The organism is Enterococcus sp. DIV0876 (assembly GCF_050529585.1).
Taxonomy (GTDB): Bacteria; Bacillota; Bacilli; order Lactobacillales; family Enterococcaceae; genus Enterococcus_D.
In genome coordinates this window covers 3,033,807-3,056,992 of the sequence record NZ_CP172882.1, presented here as the reverse complement: position 1 = coordinate 3,056,992, position 23,186 = coordinate 3,033,807, and the positions used below count along the sequence as shown (strand labels likewise).

General features: G+C 44.7%; 21 protein-coding genes. 19 read left to right on the top strand and 2 right to left on the bottom strand.

The window, feature by feature from the left end:
- Positions 1 to 17 precede the first annotated feature (17 nt).
- A complete protein-coding gene (locus tag IGI41_RS14435; protein ID WP_430610479.1) occupies positions 18 to 806 on the bottom strand; it encodes a hypothetical protein in 789 nt (262 codons plus the stop codon).
- A gap of 230 nt (positions 807 to 1,036) precedes the next feature.
- On the opposite strand from IGI41_RS14435, the gene IGI41_RS14430 reads away from it, so the two are divergent.
- The 19 genes from IGI41_RS14430 (at position 1,037) to gor (ending at position 22,147) form a co-directional block, all read left to right on the top strand.
- The gene (locus tag IGI41_RS14430) at positions 1,037 to 1,750 is read left to right on the top strand and encodes a class A sortase (protein ID WP_430612876.1); all 714 of its coding nucleotides are present in this window, start codon (positions 1,037 to 1,039) and stop codon (positions 1,748 to 1,750) included.
- A gap of 74 nt (positions 1,751 to 1,824) precedes the next feature.
- Complete coding sequence (locus tag IGI41_RS14425) at positions 1,825 to 3,483, top strand: patatin-like phospholipase family protein (RefSeq protein ID WP_430610478.1); 1,659 nt, start codon at positions 1,825 to 1,827, stop codon at positions 3,481 to 3,483.
- Positions 3,476 to 3,691 carry a YdbC family protein gene (locus IGI41_RS14420; RefSeq protein WP_430610477.1) on the top strand — a complete coding sequence of 72 codons (216 nt, stop codon included), beginning with the start codon at positions 3,476 to 3,478 and terminating at the stop codon, positions 3,689 to 3,691. The genes IGI41_RS14425 and IGI41_RS14420 overlap by 8 nt, the downstream gene beginning before the upstream one ends.
- 48 nt (positions 3,692 to 3,739) lie before the next feature.
- Positions 3,740 to 4,624 (top strand): YicC/YloC family endoribonuclease, encoded by an 885-nt coding sequence (locus IGI41_RS14415; RefSeq protein ID WP_430610476.1) that lies wholly within the window; start codon positions 3,740 to 3,742, stop codon positions 4,622 to 4,624.
- A 13-nt stretch (positions 4,625 to 4,637) separates the two neighbouring features.
- Positions 4,638 to 4,919, top strand: a complete 282-nt coding sequence (locus IGI41_RS14410; RefSeq protein ID WP_430610475.1) for a hypothetical protein — start codon at positions 4,638 to 4,640, stop codon at positions 4,917 to 4,919.
- Between the two features lie 126 nt (positions 4,920 to 5,045).
- On the top strand, positions 5,046 to 5,660 hold the full coding sequence (gmk, locus tag IGI41_RS14405) for a guanylate kinase (protein WP_086275915.1): 615 nt from the start codon (positions 5,046 to 5,048) through the stop codon (positions 5,658 to 5,660).
- 5 nt (positions 5,661 to 5,665) lie between these two features.
- On the top strand, positions 5,666 to 5,971 hold the full coding sequence (rpoZ, locus tag IGI41_RS14400; protein WP_430610474.1) for a DNA-directed RNA polymerase subunit omega: 306 nt from the start codon (positions 5,666 to 5,668) through the stop codon (positions 5,969 to 5,971).
- Between the two features lie 124 nt (positions 5,972 to 6,095).
- On the top strand, positions 6,096 to 8,498 hold the full coding sequence (gene priA, locus IGI41_RS14395; RefSeq protein WP_430610473.1) for a primosomal protein N': 2,403 nt from the start codon (positions 6,096 to 6,098) through the stop codon (positions 8,496 to 8,498).
- Positions 8,499 to 8,508: 10 nt separating this feature from the next.
- Complete coding sequence (gene def / locus IGI41_RS14390) at positions 8,509 to 9,000, top strand: peptide deformylase (protein ID WP_430610472.1); 492 nt, start codon at positions 8,509 to 8,511, stop codon at positions 8,998 to 9,000.
- A complete protein-coding gene (fmt, locus tag IGI41_RS14385; protein ID WP_430610471.1) occupies positions 8,993 to 9,946 on the top strand; it encodes a methionyl-tRNA formyltransferase in 954 nt (317 codons plus the stop codon). The genes def and fmt overlap by 8 nt, the downstream gene beginning before the upstream one ends.
- Positions 9,936 to 11,294, top strand: a complete 1,359-nt coding sequence (gene rsmB / locus IGI41_RS14380; protein WP_430610470.1) for a 16S rRNA (cytosine(967)-C(5))-methyltransferase RsmB — start codon at positions 9,936 to 9,938, stop codon at positions 11,292 to 11,294. The genes fmt and rsmB overlap by 11 nt, the downstream gene beginning before the upstream one ends.
- Positions 11,295 to 11,308: 14 nt before the next feature.
- Positions 11,309 to 12,049: a Stp1/IreP family PP2C-type Ser/Thr phosphatase gene (locus tag IGI41_RS14375; protein ID WP_430610469.1), complete on the top strand. Its 741-nt coding sequence runs from the start codon at positions 11,309 to 11,311 to the stop codon at positions 12,047 to 12,049.
- Complete coding sequence (pknB, locus tag IGI41_RS14370; protein ID WP_430610468.1) at positions 12,046 to 14,028, top strand: Stk1 family PASTA domain-containing Ser/Thr kinase; 1,983 nt, start codon at positions 12,046 to 12,048, stop codon at positions 14,026 to 14,028. The genes IGI41_RS14375 and pknB overlap by 4 nt, the downstream gene beginning before the upstream one ends.
- Positions 14,029 to 14,252: 224 nt before the next feature.
- Entirely contained in the window at positions 14,253 to 14,720 is a 468-nt protein-coding gene (locus IGI41_RS14365) for a CtsR family transcriptional regulator (protein ID WP_430610466.1), read from the top strand.
- Between the two features lie 5 nt (positions 14,721 to 14,725).
- The gene (locus IGI41_RS14360) at positions 14,726 to 17,206 is read left to right on the top strand and encodes an ATP-dependent Clp protease ATP-binding subunit (RefSeq protein ID WP_430610465.1); all 2,481 of its coding nucleotides are present in this window, start codon (positions 14,726 to 14,728) and stop codon (positions 17,204 to 17,206) included.
- Positions 17,207 to 17,394: 188 nt separating this feature from the next.
- On the top strand, positions 17,395 to 17,727 hold the full coding sequence (locus IGI41_RS14355) for a hypothetical protein (RefSeq protein ID WP_430610464.1): 333 nt from the start codon (positions 17,395 to 17,397) through the stop codon (positions 17,725 to 17,727).
- A 259-nt stretch (positions 17,728 to 17,986) separates the two neighbouring features.
- Positions 17,987 to 18,907, top strand: coding sequence for a peptidase U32 family protein (locus tag IGI41_RS14350; protein ID WP_430610463.1), 921 nt, complete (start codon positions 17,987 to 17,989; stop codon positions 18,905 to 18,907).
- 13 nt (positions 18,908 to 18,920) lie between these two features.
- Positions 18,921 to 20,162 (top strand): peptidase U32 family protein, encoded by a 1,242-nt coding sequence (locus IGI41_RS14345; RefSeq protein WP_430610462.1) that lies wholly within the window; start codon positions 18,921 to 18,923, stop codon positions 20,160 to 20,162.
- 641 nt (positions 20,163 to 20,803) lie between these two features.
- Positions 20,804 to 22,147, top strand: coding sequence for a glutathione-disulfide reductase (gene gor, locus IGI41_RS14340; RefSeq protein WP_430610461.1), 1,344 nt, complete (start codon positions 20,804 to 20,806; stop codon positions 22,145 to 22,147).
- Positions 22,148 to 22,191: 44 nt separating this feature from the next.
- On the opposite strand, the gene IGI41_RS14335 is transcribed toward gor, so the two are convergent.
- Positions 22,192 to 23,178 (bottom strand): polyprenyl synthetase family protein, encoded by a 987-nt coding sequence (locus IGI41_RS14335; RefSeq protein WP_430610460.1) that lies wholly within the window; start codon positions 23,176 to 23,178, stop codon positions 22,192 to 22,194.
- Positions 23,179 to 23,186 lie beyond the last annotated feature (8 nt).

Below are 23,186 nucleotides of genomic sequence, written 5' to 3'. Positions count from 1 at the left end.
GGCCACGAAAAAGTGGGTCATGACATTTTTTTATCCATAAAACCAAAAGCCAGATCTTCTTGATCGATATCCAATGTCCATTGTTTCTGAGTAGCATAGTAGCGCAACACGGCAATTTGATCGAGGGAACTTTTGTTGATTTGACTGCTTTTCAAACCAGAGTCTTCCATCAAATAAATCGGGATAGTATAGGTTTTGTCGATCAGTTGTTCTTGACTTAAGCAGAATAAGACGCCTTCTTGCATCACGCTGCGTAGTTCTTTGAGAAGATTAAAGTCTAATTTTTCGACAGACACAGCTTTTTTAAAAAAAGAGATGCGATCGTTGCTCTTTTCTAGGACGATTCGGGTGATACGATCAGCTAAAATACGGTAATACTCATCTAAATAGCGATAGTAAACACGGGAGCGGTTGTCTTTCAAATCAAAAAAGACAAAGTTATTTTGCAATTTATAAAAAAATGGTGAGTGCAAATGTGTTTTCATATGGCCAAAATATAACAGCTCTGAAATTTCCAGCGGTGTCAGTTCCTTTAGCATATCGAAATCGTTGAAGTCGATCCATTTCATTTCTTCAGTGACCCGCCCTTTATTCAACTGTTGAAAGAAGAGTTGCACATTTTCTATGCCGCGAATCACTTTGAGTCCGGTATGACTATCGAATTCACCAAATTCGCTGGAAGGATCAAGCAAAAGCAAATTTTTGGGCTGATGAACAATGCTTTTGTTGAAATCTTGGGGGGCAAGCCCACGGGTCAAGACGGCGTTGCTAGTTGTATCTATATGTATGTAAATCGTATTGGACATGCCGGCTGATCCCTCCTATGTAATATATTTATTCTACAACAAAGCGCTGAAAAATGCTCGTATCTTTTCGTTTAAAGTTATATTACAAAATAACAGAAAAGACAATTTTTAATTTCAACATATTTATTTATCACGTCAATTCTTTTCTTTTAGTAAAATACCCAGTCAAAATTGGCGCTATCAATAGGTTTTTGGTATGATAAAAGGAGAAAAAAATGGAGACGAAAAAAATGAAAAAAAAGAAGCGGGTCAGACGTTGGCTCAGTAATATTTTTTTGTTGTTATTGCTATTGATCGGGTTGGTCCTCGTATTCAATAATCAAATCAAAAATTTCTTCATCAAACAAACCGGTGATGCCTATGCGGTCAGTGCAATCACCAGAGCAGATGTGGAAAAAAACATGGAAGCAGACACGACTTTTGATTTCGATGCAGTGGAACCAGCCAGCTCAGAAGCAGTTTTTAGCGCACAATTAAGCAATAAAGTCTTGCCAGTGATCGGGGGGGTAGCCATCCCTAGTGTGGAGATCAATTTGCCGATTTTTAAAGGGTTGTCCAATGAAGCCTTGTTATACGGTGCAGGAACCTTGAGTCCTACGCAAAAAATGGGTGAAGGCAATTATGCGCTGGCGAGTCATCGGGCACAATCCCCTGAGCTGCTCTTTACGCCATTAGATGACGTAGCTGTCGGGGCGACAATTTATATCACTGATTTGGAACATATTTATACGTACACAGCGACTTCTTCTGTGCGGGTCGAGCCAACAGATGTATACCTCTTAGACGAAGTGGAAGGACGCCAGATGATCACCTTGATCACTTGTGGTGAAATGGGGGGAATCACCAGACGGGTTGTGCAAGGGGATCTGCAAAGTGTGACACCTGTCGATGAAGCGACAGCAGATATGTTGGCTGCTTTTCATATGGCACAGCGGACATTTTAACAAGAAGGATAGCGAGTGGTAGGTCAATAGCCGTGTCATTCGACTATTCTTTTGTTCTTTAAGGAGGTTTTTTGGTGAAAGTCAAAAAAGTAACGACCGTCGATTTTGTGCCGCAGCGCAAGGCATTTCAAGAAAGTCAGCTGACCTTTTCTTTTTTTGACAGCCACTCGGCAGGCAGAACTTATTTTAGTCAACACTTAGAAGAACAAGGCTGGCAAATCAATACACGGCAAGGACGTTTATATCTCAGTTGCCGTTTTGAAGAGAACCAAATGGTCATCTATGATTTATTGCATGAAGCAAACACACAGTTTTCTTGGCAAAAATATACGGGGGTGATCGAAAGTTTTGCCCGCAGTCGTTTTATCCCTCGCGTGGTATGGCAATTACCTGACAATCCGTTGCTGGCTGATTTTTTTGCCAGACAAGGCTACCAGAAGGTGGCAGCCGGCTTTCAAAAAACGTTAGTTTATAATACGGCATTGGTTTTAGGCGGCGGTGGCGCGCACGGCGCATATCAAATAGGTGTTTGGCAAGCGCTGCAAGAACGAAATATCTCCTTTAAATGGATCACAGGAACATCGGTAGGCGCTTTGAACGGGGCGTTGATATTGATGAATGACGTGGAAGCTGCGGTGGATCTATGGGCCAATATATCCAGTGATCAGGTCTTGCAATACCCGCTAGCTGACACCAAAGCGCAAACCTTGCGAGAAATGATGGACCAGACCCATTCATTAGTGATGACAGCGTTGAAGACCAACGGCGCGAGTACAGAACCATTAGCTGCTTTATTGAATGCTACGTTTGATCAAGAAAAATTTGGTCAAACCACGCAGAAATTGCTGATATGTACCACCCGATTACCTGATTTCAAAGAAACGGTGTATGTCTTTGATCCAGCAGATGTGGCAGAAAATCTGCACTGGTTATTAGCATCGGCTTCTTTTTATCCGGCGATGCAAGCCCAGCAAATCAATGGCACCTACTATATCGATGGTGGATACCGCAATAATCTGCCGATCGATGTAGCCCTTGCACAAGGCGCAACTGAATGTATCACAGTAGATGTTCAAGGACCAGGGGTCAATAAGAAAATTGAAGTGTCAGAAGATATCGCCCAAGTTTCCCTCGGCTCCCCCTGGACAATGGGCAGTTTCATGGTCTTTGATGCCCAACGCTCTTTAGACAATATGACGCTAGGGTATTTAGAAACATTGAAAACCTTTGGCAAATACCAAGGCTATTGGTATACATTTGCGCGAGACGCCCAGTTTCAGCATCAATGGCGACAGTGTTTACGCTGGCTTAAGCAACAACACAGCTATTTGTATGAGGAAATCAAAAAAACAGAGTTCTTAAAAAAATTGCGTAAGTTTTATCGTGGGGATATCCCGATTGCTGATTGGGGCCGGATCCTGTTGGAATGCACCGCCAAGATTTTACACCTGCCGCCAACAATCATTTATGACCAAGAAACGATGTGCCAAGGCATCGCCCAAAAAATTGCCCAAGAACCAAGCGATGATGCAGAAGCGTGGTCGATCAGCGAATGGTTGTCCTTTTATCGAGACCGCTTCTACCTTTTGTCTGAGCAAAATCGTTTTTTGTTCTTTTATCGGACACAGACCTTATCTACACCAGCAATCCAACAAATTCGTCGGCGGTATCCTCTGCTAGCGACACTTGCTGCTTATAGTTATTATCTTTTGGAAGGAGATACACATGGATAAATTTTCATACGAAATCGTTGAAGAAATTGCTGTTCTTTCGGAAAATCCGAAAGGCTGGCGCAAAGAATTGAACTTGGTCAGTTGGAGCGGCCGTCCGCCGAAGTTTGACTTGCGAGATTGGGCACCCGACCACGAAAAGATGGGAAAAGGGATCACCTTATCCAATGAAGAATTTGAGGGGTTGAAGAAAGCATTGGCTTCAATGTAACTGTCGGCATCTGTGACAGGAATGATCAAAAGATGAGGAAGTGACAGCATGAAAAGCATGACGGGTTTTGGCAAAGGCAGTGCAGAAACAGCAATTGGCCAAATCGAAGTAGAAATCAAAAGTGTCAATCAGCGTTTTTTTGATTTGCAATTGCGCATGCCCAAACAGTTGAACACAATTGAAGGGACGATTAGACAACAAATCAAGCAAACACTGCAACGAGGGCGGATCGAACTGTATGTTACCATTCGAGAGACAGCAGCCCAACAAAAACAAATCAATATCCAATGGGACCTATTATCGGCTTTCATGGAGGAAGTCGAAACAGAGGCAAAGCAGCGCTTTGCCCTCACAGATTTACCTAAAGAAAAGTTATTAGAACAATTTTTGACCCATGAAGCCTTTTTATCTGTGTCAGACGTTGAACCCGAGGAAGGTCAGCTTGCAGCTGGTGTCTTGGCGGCTTTGACCCAAGCGCTGGCTGCTATTGAAAACAGTCGTCAAGTAGAAGGTGCAGGCATTTTGCAGGTCTTGCAAGAAAATCAGCAGCAATTGCAAGCTAAGCTGTCAGAATTGTCACAGTTTGTTGCTGTGTATGAAGCGGATTATCAGGCTCGTTTTGAGAAAAAATTGACTGCCTATCTCGGAGAAACCGTTGATCAAGATCGGTTACTGACAGAACTGGCTGTGCTATTGGAGCGAGGAGATATTCATGAGGAGATCGACCGGCTGGGCATTCATTTGACAACCATGACCAGCTTGCTGGCCGCCGAGACCCCCGTTGGTCGGGAGTTGGATTTCTTGATCCAAGAAATGAATCGAGAAGTCAATACGATCGGCTCAAAATCAGGTGCGATCACGATCAAAAATCAGGTAGTCCAAATGAAAACAATCATCGAAAAAATCAGAGAACAAGTTCAAAACATCGAATAGGAGGAAAATAACCATGACTTATTACGACATCACTTTCCATGAATTAAGCGGCAAAAGTATTATCAAACGGAGTGTGCCTTCAGATAAAACAAATTTTGAGGCTTGGCAAGATGCTTGTGCAGCAATCGAACCCGATTTTTTGCATATCTTAGTCAATGGCGATGCCGTTTCTTTGAATCGTCGCTATATCGTGCGCATCGATTGCCAAGAAGTTTCTGACCCTACAGAAAAAGCCATCACTGCAAAAGATGAACTAGCTGGCGTCATCAATACGTTGAGCAACATGGGCTTTTGATGAGAAACCAAAGAGTTAGGGACTAGCTATTTCATAAAATTCCCATTATAATAAAGTAGTTCTTGAAAGTTGCTGAAAAAAAGTGCAAAATAGACGTTAAGCAAATGTCAGTGAAAGGACGTCATTATGTCAGAGCGAGGATTACTTATAGTTTTATCAGGGCCTTCTGGAGTAGGCAAAGGCACCGTTAGAAAGGCGATTTTTGAGCGAGATGACAACGATTTTCAATATTCGGTGTCAATGACAACACGCCAACAACGCCCAGGAGAAGTCGAAGGTGTCGATTATTATTTCCGCAGCCGCGAGGAGTTTGAAGCCTTGATCGAGGCCGGCGAAATGTTGGAATATGCCGAATATGTTGGCAATTATTATGGCACACCATTGTCGTACGTCAGACAGACCTTAGACCAAGGAAAAGATGTGTTCTTGGAGATAGAAGTACAAGGGGCTAAACAAGTCAAAGACAAAGTACCAGACGGTGTCTTTATTTTCTTGACCCCGCCTGATCTGGCAGAATTACGCTCTCGTATTACAGGAAGAGGCACCGACTCTGCCGAGGTGATCGATGAACGCATGCGGGTCGCCCGCGAAGAAATCGAAATGATGGCATTATATGATTATGCTGTAGTGAATGATGAAGTCCCTAAGGCAGTCGACCGGATCCGTGAAATCATTTCTAGTGAACACTTTCGCGTCGACCGAGTGATCGGAACCTATATCAAAATGTTAGAGGAGCTGTAAGAAAAATGATGTTAAAACCTTCAATCGATTCATTGTTGGATCGTGTCAATTCAAAATATTCATTGGTGATCTTAGCCAGCAAACGTGCCCATGAGTTAGATGCCGGTGCCCAAGCAACATTGGAATCTTTTGACTCAGTCAAAAGTGTTGGCCAAGCCTTAGAAGAAATCGAAGCAGAGTTGGTCGTGAATGATCCACATCCAGAAATCAAACGTGCGCGTTTGAAGATGGAACAAGAAGAACGTAAAGCGCTAAAAGATCAAGAACAAAAAGAATTAGAAGCGCGCATTCGTGACGAACAAAAGCTTTAACCAAAACAGCTGGAGCACGCCTGTGTTCCAGTTTTTTATTTGGTTTGCTGATCGTTAAATTTTTGCAAGGCTACAGACAAACAGACCGCTATTTAGTAAAATAGAGCCTAAAGGAGGAGCAGGGATGACGCACATAGCACAAGTCATCGTGGATGTGCCCACGATGCAGACCGATCAACCTTTTACATATGAAATACCCGAAGCATTACAAGCTGTCATCGAAACAGGGATGCGGGTCGAAGTACCTTTTGGTCAAGGCGACCGTCACATTCAGGGCTTTGTTGTCGGACTGTCCAATGTATCAAGTGTTGACCAACCGTTGAAACCAATCACCCGTTTATTGGATCTATCCCCAGTCGTCAATGATGAGCTGCTCCAACTCGCTGATTACATGAAGCAAAGTACGTTCGCCTTTAAAATCACTTGTTTGCAAACGATGCTGCCAAGTGTCATGAAGGCTGAATATCAAAAACAAATCGTCTTATTAGATGAAAACCACAGTATTCGCAGCTATTTTCCAGAGAGTAAGATCCTCAGCTGGCAAGAGGCAGAAACAGCTGGATTGCTGCCGCAATTAAAACCATTGCGGGCAGCAGCAGTAGTAGAAGTGCAATACTTGGTCAAAAATAAGAACAAGGCCAAGATGATCCGTTATGTCAAACGCCAGATCGATCCAGTGGCGATTCCTGATATCGTCAATCAATTGCGTAAAGGATCGACCCGTAAAGCAGCGCTGTTACACATTTTGTCAAAAGAAGCCTATCTGCCGGTTTCCTTTTTTACCGAAAATGGTATTTCTACAGCTGTATTGAATCAAGGCGCAGCAGAAGGCTGGTTGACCTTCACCGAAGTGGAAGCCTACCGAGATCCCTTTAAGGACCATGATTTTCAAAAAACGCGCCCACTTGAATTAAATACGGATCAAGTGGCGGCAGTATCGGCCATCACAACAGCGGCGCAAAATAAACAGGCGCAGACCTTTTTGCTGGAAGGCATCACAGGCAGCGGGAAGACGGAAGTCTATCTCCAAACCATTGCTCAATTGCTGGAACAAGGTCAAACAGCCATCATGCTGGTACCCGAAATCGCTTTGACGCCTCAGATGGTAGAACGCTTTAAGAGTCGCCTAGGCAATGCCGTCGCAGTCTTGCATAGCGGCCTATCGCAAGGAGAAAAGTATGACGAATGGCGCAAGATCGAGCGCGGAGAAGCGCAAGTCGTGGTTGGGGCGCGTTCTGCTATCTTCGCCCCATTGAAAAATATCGGGGTGATCATCGTCGATGAAGAACATGAGGCTACCTACAAACAAGAAGAAGCCCCTCGGTATCATGCGCGAGATTTAGCTATCTGGCGTGGGGCTTACCACCATTGTCCAGTTGTGTTAGGCAGTGCAACACCTTCTTTAGAATCACGGGCCCGAGCCCAAAAAAATGTCTATCAGCTGTTGCGCTTGAACCAGCGGGCCAAAGCCAATGCCCAGCTGCCAACCATCGATGTCGTAGATATGCGGACTGAATTTGCCCAAAAGCAATACCAGACCTTCTCGCGATTGCTGCAAGAAAAAATCGTCGATCGCTTGGATCGCAAAGAACAAATCGTTTTGCTGTTGAATCGAAGAGGGTATTCTTCCTTTGTGATGTGCCGTGATTGCGGCTATGTCTTACCTTGCCCTAATTGCGATATTTCTTTGACGTTGCATATGGATACCAAAACGATGCGTTGCCATTATTGCGGCCATGAGGAACATATACCCCATCGTTGTCCAAATTGCCAAGCTGACAAAATTCGTTATTATGGCACAGGGACCCAAAAAGTTGAAGAAGAGTTGAAGGAATTATTTCCAGAAGCGCGGGTGTTGCGCATGGATGTCGATACTACCCGCAAAAAAGGCGCCCATGAGAAGATTTTGACTGCTTTCGGACAAAAGAAAGCCGATATTTTGCTGGGCACCCAAATGATTGCCAAAGGCCTGGATTTTCCTGACATTACCTTGGTCGGAGTATTGAATGCCGACACTGCGTTGAACTTGCCGGATTTTCGTTCCAGCGAGCGGACTTTTCAACTGCTGACTCAAGTCAGCGGCCGGGCAGGTCGGGCAGAAAAAACCGGTGAAGTCGTGATTCAAACCTTCAATCCAGAGCATTATGCGATCCAATTGGCACAGAGCCAAGATTATGAAGACTTTTATCAAAAAGAAATGTGGGTGCGACATCAAAGCGGCTACCCACCGTACTTTTATACAGTTAAAATCACTTGCAGCCATCCTGAAGAACAGGTAGCTGCCCAAAAAATGTTTGCTATTGCCCGTGAGCTGAAACAAGCGTTATCACCACAGAGCGTTTTGTTGGGTCCGGCACCAAGTGCTATTTTACGGATCAAAAACCGCTATTATTATCAACTGATCATCAAATACAAACATGAACCGCAATTACCAGCAATGTTGACCCGTCTGTTGGATCAAAGTCAAATCGATCAGCGCAAAGGGCTGTATGTCTCGATTGACCAAGAGCCATTGCATTTTATTTAGAGGAGAAATTATGCGCTATCCAATTATTTTGAATCCCGACGAACGTCTTCGTCGTAAAGCCAAGCCAGTATCTGTGATCACTGATGAGCTGGTCCAGTTGCTAGATGATCTTTATGAAACCATGATCGCTCATGATGGCATTGGGATTGCTGCACCCCAAGTCGGCAAAAATCTGCAAGTGGCGATTGTTGAAGTAGAGGAGGATGATCGGTTTGAATTGATCAATCCTGAGATCATTGTATCCAAAGGAGAAACCTTGGATGTAGAAGGCTGCTTGAGTATTCCCCATACGTTTGGGACGGTCAAACGTGCCGATGAAATCACAGTCCGCTATTATGACCGTGAAGGGGAAGAAATGGAAGTGGAGGCATTTGGGTATTTGGCCCGTGCCATGCAGCATGAAATCGATCACTTGAACGGTGTCTTATTTGTAGACAAACTGATCGAACGCATTCCAGAAGAAGACCTAGAAAAATATATGGAGGAACATGACCATGACTAAAATCGTCTTTATGGGCACACCGGCTTTTTCGGTCCCAATACTCGAAGGCCTACTAGAAGCAGGCTACGATATCGCCGCAGTTGTCACACAGCCAGACCGTCCTGTCGGTCGCAAAAAAATCATTACACCAACACCGGTCAAAACAGCTGCACTGAAACATGGCTTGCTTGTTTTGCAACCAGAAAAAATCAGCGGTTCCCCTGAAATGGACCAAATCAAAGCATTGGCGCCTGATTTATTGATCACAGCTGCCTTTGGGCAATTTCTGCCGAGTGCTTTATTGGCGGTACCGACACATGGTGCATTAAATGTCCATGCCTCATTGCTGCCTAAGTACCGCGGCGGCGCACCCGTTCACTATGCGATCATGGAGGGAGACCAAGAAACCGGTGTGACCATTATGGAAATGATCAAGAAGATGGATGCTGGTGGGATCTTTGCGCAAGAACGCTTGCCGATCACCCATCAAGATGATGTAGGGACGATGTTTGATAAATTAAGTGCATTAGGCAAAGACTTATTGCTGCGAACGTTGCCCAAAATCTTATCAGGTGAATTGACACCCACACCCCAAGATGAAGATCTAGTGACCTATTCACCCAATATCACCCGTGAACAAGAAGCCATCGACTGGCAAAAAACGGCACAACAGATCGATGCGCAAGTTCGAGGGATGCGTCCTTGGCCAATCGCATTTACGATGTATCAGGACCAACGTTGGAAAATCTGGTCTGTCTCACCCGTGGATCAAACCACAACAGCTGCGCCGGGTACGATCATTGAACGCAGCAAAAAAACATTATTGATTGCATGCGGATCAGGCACGGTCTTGGCCATTGATTCATTACAGCCTGCGGGCAAAGGGAAACAAGATATCGCCGCTTTCTTAAATGGCAGTGGACAACATGTGCAAGCAAATGAAAAGGTAGGTACGTATGAAGCGTGATGTAGGAGATATACAATATACGGTCCGTTACGTTGCATTAGAGGCATTGCTGCGGATCGAAAAAGGCGGCGCTTATTCCAATCTCTTGTTACGAGAATTGATCAATCAAGGGCGTTTGACCAACAAAGATGGACGTCTATTGACAGAGCTGGTGTATGGAACAGTTAGTCGCCAAATCTTACTCGACTTTTTTCTAGAACATTTCATCAAAGATGCCAAAAAAGTAGAAACATGGGTCAAGACGTTGCTGCGTCTGTCCTTATATCAATTGCTGTATTTAGACAAAGTACCGGACCATGCGATCATCCATGAAGCGGTTGAGATAGCAAAAGCCAAAGGAAATCCTGGCACAGGAAAATTCGTCAATGGTGTTTTGCGCAATGTCCAAAGAAAAGGCGTACCCGCAGTCAAAGTCCTCAAAAAACCAATCAAACGCTTGGCAACTGAAATCAGTATGCCGCAATGGCTGACAGAACGCTTGGTAAATCAAATCGGCATCGATGAAACACGGGAATTGGGTTATTCATTATTTGAACCCAACCATGCCAGTGGCCGCATTGATTTACAGCGAATCTCTCAAGAAGAGGCAATCGCCCAATTACAAGAAGAAGGCATCGATGCCAGACCAAGTGAGATTTCGCCGTATGGCATCGTAGCAGATAAAGGCTTTTTGGCGGGCTCGTCATTGTATCGATCAGGATTGCTGACCATTCAAGATGAAAGTTCAATGCTGGTAGCCCCTGCATTGCAGATCGCACCTGATCACAAAGTACTGGATGCTTGTGCGGCACCTGGAGGCAAAACGACCCACATCGCTTCTTTCTTATCCGCAGAAGCTGGGGGCAAAGTGACTGCACTGGATATCCATGCACATAAAGTAAAACTGATCGAGCAAAATGCGACGCGGTTAGATGTTGCATCGATGGTTGAAGCGAGGGTGTTGGATGCACGAAAAGTCGCAGAGGAATTCCCCGCGGAATCTTTTGACCGTATCTTAGTCGATGCCCCTTGCTCTGGTTTAGGCTTGATGCGTCGTAAACCGGATATCAAATATAACAAGACAGCAGCGGATTTTGCACGCCTGCCAGTCATTCAACGGGCAATTTTGGAAAGTGTTGCCCCAACGCTGAAGAAATCGGGTATAATGGTTTACAGCACATGTACGATTCTTGCAGAAGAAAATCAACAAGTCGTGGCAGGCTTTTTGGCCGACCACCCGGAATTTGAGTTGCATGAGATCGCTGTCGACCCCCTTGTCGCTTCATCGATCAAAGAAGGCTTATTGACGATTTATCCGCAAGATTTTATGACAGATGGCTTTTTTATCAGTTGTCTGCGCAAAAAGTAACGAGGTGAAAGAAATTGGAGATACGTTTTCAATCAGATGTCGGTAAACGCCGCAACACGAACCAAGACTTTGCAGCAACCTATGTCAATAAAGCCAATATCACATTGGCGTTGCTGGCAGATGGCATGGGCGGCCATCGTGCTGGCGATGTGGCGAGCCGACAAGCAGTCAGTGAAATCGGTACAGCGTGGGAACAAACGACCCTGACCGATAGTGAAAAGACTGCCCAATGGCTGATCCAAAAGATTCAACAAGAAAGCCAAGTGATTTATCAAAAAGGCCAAACCCAAGAAGAGCTTAGCGGAATGGGCACAACAATCATTGCCGTTGCCCTATTTGGCGACCAATTTACGATCGCTAATGTGGGAGACAGCCGTGCGTATTTGTTGCGCAATCATACACTGACACAAATCACAGAAGACCATTCATTGGTCAACGAGCTCGTCAAATCAGGCCAGATCACGGCTGAAATGGCGTTGAATCACCCAAGAAAGAATGTCTTGACCCGCTCTGTCGGCATGCCCAGTGAAGTGGAAGTCGACGTGGCGATCCATTTCTTTGGCGAACAAGACTATCTGTTGATTTGTTCTGATGGCCTGACCAATATGGTTTCTGATCAAGAGATTGCGGAAACGATCGAACAAACATCTGCATTAGAAGAAGCTGTCCAACAATTGATCGACCAAGCCAATGCTAGAGGCGGCGTGGACAATATTACCGTATTGCTGATCAAAGTCGGAGGAGAGAGCCTATGATAGAAATTGGCAAGAAAATCAATGGCCGATACAAAATCATCGGTAACATCGGCAGTGGTGGTATGGCCAATGTCTTTTTGGCCCACGACTTGATTTTAGACCGTGAAGTCGCAATCAAAGTCTTGCGTTTTGACTTTCAAAATGATCAAAGCGCCATTCGCCGCTTTCAACGAGAAGCCTTGGCAGCTACTGAGTTGGTTCATCCGAATATCGTCACTGTCTATGATGTGGGTGAAGAAGATGGAATGCAATTTTTGGTGATGGAATATGTCAAAGGAATGGATCTAAAACGCTATATCCAAACCCATTATCCAGTTCCTTATTTGCAAGTTGTCGATATCATTCAACAAGTGCTTTCGGCAGTTGCGTTGGCCCATCAGCACCGAATCATCCATAGAGATTTGAAACCGCAAAATATTTTGATCAATGAAGAAGGCGTTGTGAAGATCACCGATTTTGGGATCGCCATTGCGTTATCAGAAACATCGATCACGCAAACCAACTCGATGCTTGGCTCGGTGCATTATTTGTCACCAGAACAAGCCCGGGGAAGTATGGCTACCAATCAATCGGATATTTATGCCATCGGGATCATTCTTTATGAGATGTTGACGGGTAAAGTTCCTTTCGATGGTGAATCAGCGGTAACGATTGCCTTGAAACATTTTCAAGATGATATGCCATCGATTCGGATCTATGACAAGAACGTTCCCCAATCGATCGAAAATGTTGTATTGAAGGCTACCGCGAAGGAACCAGCTGATCGCTATAAGACGGCAGATGAAATGCGGGAAGACTTGGCGACTGTCTTGTCACCGGATCGTTTGAATGAGCCCAAATGGACACCACATGCATTGATGGATGAAACACGGGCGATCACACCAATCGAAGAAACAGCGATCGCTGCACCAGTCGACACAGAACCAGCTGAAGTCCCTGAGGAGCAAACCACAGACAAACCGAAAAAGAAAAAACGCAAATGGTGGCTGATTTTCCCAATCTTGGTGGTGGCAGCGATGCTAGGGATCGGCGGGTACTTCCTGTTTGGCGGTGGCCGCGGAGATGTAGCGATTCCAGATGTCAGTGGGGATACTGAGGCAACTGCCCGAGCAACGCTGACAGATGCAGGCTTGCAAGTTGCTGCTGATGTTGAAGAGATCGCCGATGATGAGATCGAAGCAGGCCAAGTCGTCAAAACCGATCCGCCAGCGGGCAATGAGGTCAAAAGAAATGCGACTGTAACACTCTATATCAGCAGCGGTACCGAAAAGATTGCCTTCAAAGACTATACTGGTCAAACCTTTGAAGATGTCAAAGAAGAGTTGATCAAATTGGGCTTTTCTGAAGATCAAATCAATTCAGAGACCAAGTCGGATGAAGAAATTGCTGAAGGGGATATCATCAGCCAATCGCCGGCAGAAGATGAAGAAGTGTCGCCAAAAGAAGATACTGTCAGCTTCGTTGTCAGCAGTGGACCAGCCTCTTTTGAAATGGACAATTACTATGGCATGACCGAAGCTGCTGTAAGAGCTGACCTGACATCTAAGGGCGTGAGTGCCGATCAGATCACGGTCGTTTCTGCAACCAGTGATCAACCCTCAGGTACCGTGATTGCGCAAGCACCCGAAGCAGGTGGGGAAGTGATTGCTTCAAGAACGTCGATCACCATAACGATCAGCAGTGGACAGGAAATGGTCAATGTGCCAAGAATCGTTGGCAAAACACAAGCCGATGCCGAAGCGGACTTGAATGAAGCGGGTTTGCTCTATGAAATCGAAGAAGCATCAGATTACAGCGACACGCCAGCCGGTCAAGTAACCAACGTTTCTCCAGGGGCCGGTACGTCTGTCGCGGTCGGATCGACAGTGACAGTCACCTTATCAAAAGGACCCAAACCAGAAGAATCAAGCAGCACTACGACGAATTCAGAGACCACAACAGAACCATCGACAAGTTCGACTGAATCTGATAGTGATTAATGTCTATGTGAGTGAAGCTTTTTTAGAAACGTCAAGTCGACAGCGGGATGGTTATCCCACATGTCGATTGGCGTTTTTTGGTTGGTCAGACGAAAAAAAAGAGCCATTCAGTGTCTGATTTTAAAAATTCCTTTAGTAAATGCCTTTGGGTAAGCGTACGTCTTTGCAACTGTCTTAAATTTGGGTATAATGAAGGTCAGAATTAGTCAAGGGAGGGAAATGAATTGAGTCATCATAACACTTCCGATTTGATTGAGGCGTACTTGAAAAAAATCCTTGAAGACAGCGAGACTATCGAAATTCGCCGTGCAGAAATGGCCAACCTTTTCAACTGTGTGCCTTCACAAATAAACTATGTCATCAATACCCGTTTCACCGTTCAGCGTGGTTATACCGTTGAAAGCAAACGAGGCGGGGGCGGATACATTCGGATCGAAAAAGTCAAAATCACGGATAGCCATCACTACTTAAAAGAAATCAATCAATTATTCGATGAAACCATTTCGGAAAAAGATGCCTATGCGATTATTCAAAAACTGTATGAGGAAGGAATCCTGTCCAAGCGAGAAGGCAATCTACTATTGACGGTCATCGCGAAAGCAGTTCTAGGACGTTCTCCTTATGAAAATAGAACACGAGCAGACTTGCTCCACGCAATACTAGAACGATTAAGTTACGAAGACAGGAAGTGAAAGAGATGGATGAACTATTCACCCAACGCGCGAAAGCCGTTTTGGCGATTGCGCAAGAAGAAGCGAAATACTTTAAGCACCAAGCCGTTGGTTCAGAACACATCTTGCTTGCCTTAGTCATTGAACAAAATGGCATCGCCGGCAAAACCTTGAGGGAAATGAATATCACGGAAAATGATATACGTGAAGAAATCGAACACTTGACCGGTTACGGCACCGTACGCCATTATCCAGAGAATGCTTATTTGGCCTATTCACCACGAGCAAAACATACTTTTGCTTACGCCGGTGATGAAGCAAAGCGTTTAGGTGCACCCCAGATCGGTACAGAGCACTTATTGCTCGGTCTATTGAGAGATGAAGATATCTTGGCCTCTCGGATCATGCTGAATCTCGGCTTAAGTTTGGCCAAAATGCGTCAATTATTGAAGAAAAAAATGGGCTTTAATGAAGCCAAAAAAGGTGCAGCTGGTCGTCGTCGCCCAGCACAAGGCAAAGCACAACCGCAAGGAACACCAACCTTGGATTCACTGGCAAGAGATTTGACCAAATTGGCCCGGGAAAAACGCTTAGACCCAGTAGTAGGCCGTGCCAAAGAAGTCAAACGCTTGATTCAAATATTGAGCCGCCGCACCAAAAACAATCCTGTATTGGTAGGGGAACCCGGTGTCGGTAAAACCGCTATTGCTGAAGGATTGGCACAAAAAATCATCAACGGCGAAGTACCTGAAGATATGCAGAATAAACGCTTGATGATGTTAGACATGGGTGCATTGGTAGCAGGCACCAAATACCGTGGCGAGTTCGAAGACCGCATGAAGAAAATCATTGATGAAATCTATCAAGATGGACAAATCATCCTATTTATCGATGAATTGCATACCTTGATTGGTGCGGGTGGCGCAGAAGGTGCCATCGATGCCTCAAACATCTTGAAACCAGCATTGGCTCGTGGGGAACTGCAAACCATCGGTGCAACCACATTAGATGAATATCAAAAATATATCGAAAAAGATTCTGCTTTGGAACGGCGTTTTGCCCGTGTTCAAGTCGATGAACCGACACCTGAAGAAGCAGAAGAAATCTTGCGCGGCCTACGTCCACGTTATGAAGAACACCATGGTGTCGAAATTTCTGATGATGCATTGCATGCAGCGGTCCAATTGTCTGTGCGCTATATCAATTCCCGTCAATTACCAGATAAAGCCATCGATTTGATGGATGAATCGGCAGCCAAAGTTCGTTTGGATCGGACAGATGAAAGTTCTGAATTGGTTGAATTACAAACGGATATTGCCAATCTGATCGAAGAAAAAGAAGCAGCCATTCGTCAACAAGACTTTGAAGCAGCTGCCCGTTTAAGAATCAAAGAGAAAAAATTGACCCAGCAATTGACTGAAGTGGCCTTCATGGAGGTCAAAGAAGCTTCGGGCTACGCAGATAGTGTCACTTCTGAAGATGTAGCCTCTGTCGTGTCCCAATGGACCGGCGTACCGCTGCAGCAAATGGAGAAAAAAGAAAGCGAACGCTTATTAGATCTTGAAAAAATCTTGCATCAACGTCTCGTAGGTCAAGAAGAAGCCGTCAAAGCTGTTGCGCGATCGATTCGCCGTGCTAGAAGTGGTCTAAAAGATCCAAATCGCCCAATTGGCTCCTTCATGTTCTTGGGACCAACCGGGGTCGGTAAAACAGAATTGGCCAAAGCATTGGCAGAAGCAATGTTTGGCAGTGAAGATTCTCTTGTGCGGGTCGATATGTCTGAATTTATGGAGAAATATAGTACGAGTCGTTTGATTGGTTCACCGCCAGGGTATGTCGGTTACGATGAAGGCGGGCAATTGACCGAAAAAATTCGTTCCAAACCCTATTCCGTGATTTTGCTGGATGAGGTGGAAAAAGCCCATCCCGATGTGTTCAATATTCTCTTGCAAGTCTTAGATGATGGTCATTTGACCGATGCCAAAGGACGGAAAGTCGATTTCCGCAATACGATCTTGATCATGACGTCAAATATCGGGGCACAAGCGATTCGTGAAGAAAAAAGCGTCGGCTTCAATGTCACTGATTTAACGAAAGATCATCAAGCGATGCAAAAACGGATCCTTGAAGAGTTGAAGAAAGCTTTCCGACCAGAATTCTTGAATCGGGTGGATGAAACCGTGGTCTTCCAATCGCTAGGCGAAGGTGAAATCCATGAGATCGTCAAAATCATGAGCAAATCAATCATCAAACGGTTGGCAACGCAAGATATCCAATTGAAAATCACGCCATCTGCCATTGATGTGATCGGCAAAGCCGGTTTTGATCCGGAATACGGTGCCCGTCCCATCCGACGCGCATTGCAAAAAGAAGTTGAAGATCGTTTAAGCGAAGCATTGCTATCTGGTCAAATTCACTTAGGTGACAAAGTGACGATCGGTGCTTCTAAAGGAACGATCACATTAAGTGTCAAAGAAGGACAAGCCAAAGTATTGCAACAAGTGTAATAGCAGAAGACAGCAGTATTCCTGTTGTCTTCTTTTTTTGTCCCAAAAATGATAAGGACAAGAGAAACAAGAATCAAATCATATTCGCACATATCTTGTGTTTACCTGTTTTTGATGGTACGCTATTATTGATAGGTTAATTAAATACTATAAAAGCGCACCATTCATTTTTGGGGGAGAGAAAATCAATGCGATATGCTGCCATTTATTACGGACGTAAAGTGAGACGAATCAGTCTTTTTGTCATCAAGTTTATCGATTATTTATTGCTGTACCTCGTTGCAGCTAGACAATTGTATTTATTTGGACAGCTTTTTTTCTTATGTCTTATTTGTTGGATCATTGGCGCTATCATCGCATTGAGTAGAAGAAAATGGCGCCACGGCACCATCAAGGACCGTCCAAAATCAGCAGAATCCCTATATCCTAACCATGATCGAAGAGAAAATTTGATCTTGTTGACCTGTATTGTAATATTGATAGCAGAACTTTATCTGATTCATTTACCACTGCCAGTCTGAATAAGTGATAGACACAAATAATCAAGGCACTTTTGTCCCTTTGTTATTTGTGTTTTTTTCACCTGTTATGTACAATCAGTAGCAATCGAATCGGACTGATCATGAATGAACATTCACAAAATAAAAAGATGGTAAAGCTGTTTATATCAGTATCTTAGCAGTGTTTGTCTCTTTTTTCGTGAAAGAAAGAATAGGATGAAGTATTGGAAATGAGCGGTCTATGTGATACTATGAATGAGTTGAAAAAAGGAGGAGCACTATGGTCGAAATTATTGCAACGGTCGAATCGATCGAACAAGCGACGGCACTTATGCCCTATATCGATACTTTATTTTTCGGAGAAGAAACATTTGGCTTACGGTTACCCGCTTCGTTTTCTCGAAAAGAACAAGCGACATTGATCCAAATGGCCCATCAAGCGGGAAAGAAAGTCACAATTGCCGTCAATGGCATCATGCATCCAGAAAAAATGACCCAAATTCCTGAATATTTACGTTTTTTACGTGCACAGCAAGCAGATCAAATTGCCATCGGTGATCCAGGCATCATTTACCGCATGCAGCAGAATCCTGAGTGTGCATTGCCATTTATTTATGCTGGTGAAACCTTAGTCACTAGTGCGCGCCAAATCAATTTTTGGGGCAGAAAGGGTGCGGCTGGTGCGGTGTTAGCCAGAGAAGTACCTTTTGGTGAAATGAAAGTTTTGGCTCCGCAAGTCAATATTCCGGTGGAAGTATTGGTCTATGGTGCAACGTGTATCCATCAGTCGAAACGGCCATTACTGCAAAATTATTTTAACTATACCCAGCAAACAGAAGAAAAAGACCATGATCGCGGTTTATTCCTATCTGAGCCAAAAAAAGAAGAGACCCATTATTCGATCTATGAAGATAGCCATGGCACCCATATCTTTGCCAATAACGATCTTAATTTGATGGCGCAATTGCCAGAATTAGCAGAACATGGGTATCATACGTGGAAGTTAGACGGTCTTTATACGCGAGGAACAGCCTTTGTCGAGATCGCTGCCTTATTTGCACAAGCAAAAGCAGCCATTGAAGCAGGACAATTAGCGGCAGACGACGCCCTAGCTTTCAGTACGCAAGTCCAAGCACATCACCCAGAAAATCGTGGGTTGGATACCGGGTTTTATTTTATTGATCCCGATGATATCAAGTAAGGAGCAAGCAGAAATGACAGTCAAACAAGCATTGAAACGACCAGAAGTCTTAGCACCCGCTGGTACGTTAGAAAAATTAAAAACGGCGATCCATTATGGCGCAGATGCTGTCTATATCGGTGGCAATGCCTATGGCTTACGCAGTCGTGCCGGTAACTTTACATATGAAGAAATGGCAGAAGGTGTTGCCTTTGCCAAAGCCCATGATGCCAAAGTCTATGTGGCAGCCAATATGGTGACCCACGAGGGCAATCAAGAAGGTGCTGGCGAGTTTTTCCGTGCGTTACGAGATGTCGGCATTTCCGCAGTGATTGTATCTGATCCGGCATTGATCAGTATTTGTGCTGCAGAAGCACCAGGCTTGCCGATCCACTTATCCACGCAAGCCAGTGCAACCAACTATGAAACCCTCGAATTTTGGCGGGAAGAAGGATTAGAACGTGTCGTTTTGGCACGGGAAGTCTCGATGGCAGAAGTTGCTGAGATTCGCAAAAACACCAGCGTTGAGATCGAGGCCTTCATTCATGGCGCCATGTGTATTTCTTATTCAGGACGTTGTACGTTATCCAATCATATGTCCATGCGGGATGCCAATCGCGGCGGTTGTTCACAATCGTGCCGTTGGAAATATGACCTATTCGATATGCCATTTGCAGGAGAACGAAACAGTTTGACCAAAAACGGCGCAATCGAAGAAGAATATTCTATGAGTGCTGTCGATATGTCGATGATCGAACATATTCCTGATTTGATCCAAAACGGGGTCGATAGTTTCAAAATCGAAGGCCGCATGAAATCGATCCACTATGTGTCAACAGTAGCCAATGTCTATAAAGCAGCGGTTGACAGCTACATGGCCGATCCGGAAAATTATGTTTGCAAACAAGAATGGATCGATGAATTATGGAAAGTCGCCCAACGAGAATTGGCATCAGGTTTTTATTACGACACACCAAGTGAAAATGAACAATTGTTCGGCGCCCGCCGCAAGATACCGCAATACAAATTTATCGGTGAGGTCATGGCGTATGACCCCATCACCAAAATAGCCACAATTCGCCAAAGAAACCATTTTTCAGTGGGGGATGAAATCGAATTTTATGGTCCTGGATTCCATCACTTTCACCAAACCGTGGAAGTCATGTATAATGAAGACGGAGACGCCATCGATCGCGCACCCAACCCAATGATGATCATCACGATGCCGGTCAAAGAACCAGTAGCCGTTGGCGACATGATTCGGAAGAAAAAATAAGGTCGAGATACCCTCTCGGCCTTTTTGCTGTGAATCACTGCGACTGGCATGCAGAGCATGACATGCAAGTCCTTCTTAGCGTTCTTTGCTTAGAAGTGACTGTAGGCGAAGCAAAGCGGAGACGAGCAGATGATGAACAGTACTAGGGGACCAAAGGGACCGTAGTAACCTTACTAGGAATCACTGCGACTGGCATGCAAAGCATGACATGCAAGACCTTCTTAGCGTTCTTTGCTTAGAAGTGACTGTAGGCGAAGCAAAGCGGAGACGAGCAGATGATGAACAGTACTAGGGGACCAAAGGGACCGTAGTAACCTTACTAGGAATCACTGCGACTGGCATGCAAAGCAAGACATGCAAGTCCTTCTTAGCGTTCTTTGCTTAGAAGTGACTGTAGGCGAAGCAAAGCGGAGACGAGCAGCTGATGAACAGTACTAGGGGACCAAAGGGACCGTAGTAACCCTACAAGGAATCACTGCGACTGGCATGCAAAGCAAGACATGCAAGTCCTTCTTAGCGTTCTTTGCTTAGAAGTGACTGTAGGCGAAGCAAAGCGGAGATGAGCAGATGATGAACAGTACTAGGGGACGAGAGGGACCGTACCAACCATTAGAACATAGAAAAAAGGAGGAAACAAATCATTGGAAACATATGATTACATAGTGATAGGCGGCGGTAGTGGCGGCATCGCTTCTGCCAATCGTGCCGGCATGCATGGTGCCAAAGTCTTGTTGATTGAAGGAAAAGAATTAGGGGGTACCTGTGTCAATGTTGGTTGTGTGCCCAAAAAAGTCATGTGGCAAGCCAGCGAAATGCTGGAGATGATCAAGCGAGATGCACCGAGTTATGGTATTTATCCACATGTGGATAAATTTGATTTCACTGAACTTGTGGATAAACGGCAAAAATATATTGATTTTTTGCATACAGCATATCAAAAAGGTTTAGACAGCAACCATATCGAAGTTATTCGAGGTTATGCACAATTTGTGGATAACCACACGGTAACAGTCAATGGAAAAACGTATTATGGCGAACGTATCTTGATCGCTACCGGTGGCAAACCAAGTAAAATGCGTATCCCTGGGGGCGAATATGCAATTGACTCCAATGGCTTCTTTGCCCTCAAGCAAGCACCAAAACGGATGATTGTTTTAGGCGCAGGTTATATCGCAGCTGAAATCAGTGGTGTCAGCCAACAATTAGGCAGTCAAGTTGCTTGGGCGTATCGCAAAGAACGGCCCCTGCGTACCTTTGACCATATGTTGGCGGATAACTTAGTAGAAATGTACCAAGAAGCTGGCATCGAAACATATGCAGAGTATACAGCGACCTCAATTACTAAAGATGGGGAAACCTATACGGTCACCTTTGAAAATGGGGAAACTTTGACAGGAGATTGTGTCCTGTTTGCCGGCGGTCGGGTACCAAATACAGATCATTTGAGTATTGAAAACACCGATGTTGCACTAGATGAAAAAGGATTTGTCGTGGTGGATAAATATCAAACGACGACAGCCGAAAATATTTTTGCAGTTGGAGATGTGATTGGTAAATTAGATTTGACACCAGTGGCGATTGCTGCGGGCCGACGTTTGTCTGAACGCTTGTTCAATGGACAAACAGAATCATATTTAGATTACACCCTCGTTCCGACAGTTATCTTTACCCATCCGCCGATCGCGACGATCGGTTTATCAGAGGAAGCTGCGATTGCGCAATATGGAGAAGAAATCAAAGTCTATCGCTCGCGCTTTACACCTATGTACTTTGCCTTGAATGACTATCGCCAAAAATGTGAAATGAAATTGGTGTGTCTGGGTAAAGAAGAAAAAATCATTGGTTTGCATGCCATTGGTGTAGGTGTTGATGAAATGCTGCAAGGTTTTGCGGTCGCTATCAAAATGGGGGCAACGAAAGCCGATTTTGATCAGACTGTGGCTATTCATCCGACTGGATCGGAAGAATTTGTAACGATGCGTTAAATCAAAAAAAGTTGTTGAGGATCCTCCTCAGCAACTTTTTTGTTTTAATTTGTTCGCGTTAAAATTTGTTCGGTGATGCGATAGAGATAGTCTTTGCTCTCATCTTGCGTTTCAGGCAGTTTTTTGATTCCTTGTAGCGCTTTTTCGGTATATTTAGCTGCTAACTTTTGCGCTTCGACCAGCCCTTGTCCATTTTGCACAAGTTGATAAACCGCTTGGGTATCGGTATCGGTCATCGCCTCTTTCTTGGCTAATAGCGGCAGTAATTGCGTGCGCTCGCTTTTCAATGCCAGCAACAACGGCAGTGAATAGACCCCTTGGCGGACATCTTCCAAAACAGGTTTGCCAAGGTGATCAGCCGCCTGACTATAGTCTAAGATATCATCCATGATTTGAAAAGCCAGACCGATAGATTCGCCGATTTCTTTAGCTTGATTGGCAAAACGCAACGAAGTGCCACTTTCGTAGGCGCCGATAAAACAACTCAAAGCAAACAATTCAGCGGTTTTGCCGCTAATATTTTCTAGATAATCCGTAACAGTCACATCGACATCATATCGTTTACTCATCTGGCCTAATTCACCAGACAATATTTTTTCCATACTGCGGGAATTCATTTGCAGGCTCTTCATTGAACTGGCATAATCAGCCATCAATTTGAAACAGCAGACAAAAAGATAATCCCCAGCGTAGACAGCTACATCGTTGCCAAAAGCAGCCCGGATCGTAGGCAACCCTCTGCGGGTATCGGCATCATCGACGATATCATCATGGATCAATGACGCTGTATGCAGCATTTCGATCGATGCTGACAACGCTACAGCTTTTTCATGGTCTTGGTCACTGCCAAAAGAAGAGAACAACAGCTGGTAGGCTGGGCGCAATAATTTGCCACCTGAATGGATCATGGCCAAAATCGCTTCTTCAACAGCTTTATTTTTTAATTTTAGAGACTTTTCCATCAATTGCAAGGAGGCAGACAAGTCAGCTTGCAGTGCTGGATATTCTTGCCACATAGGATGAAGTTTCATAGTTGGCT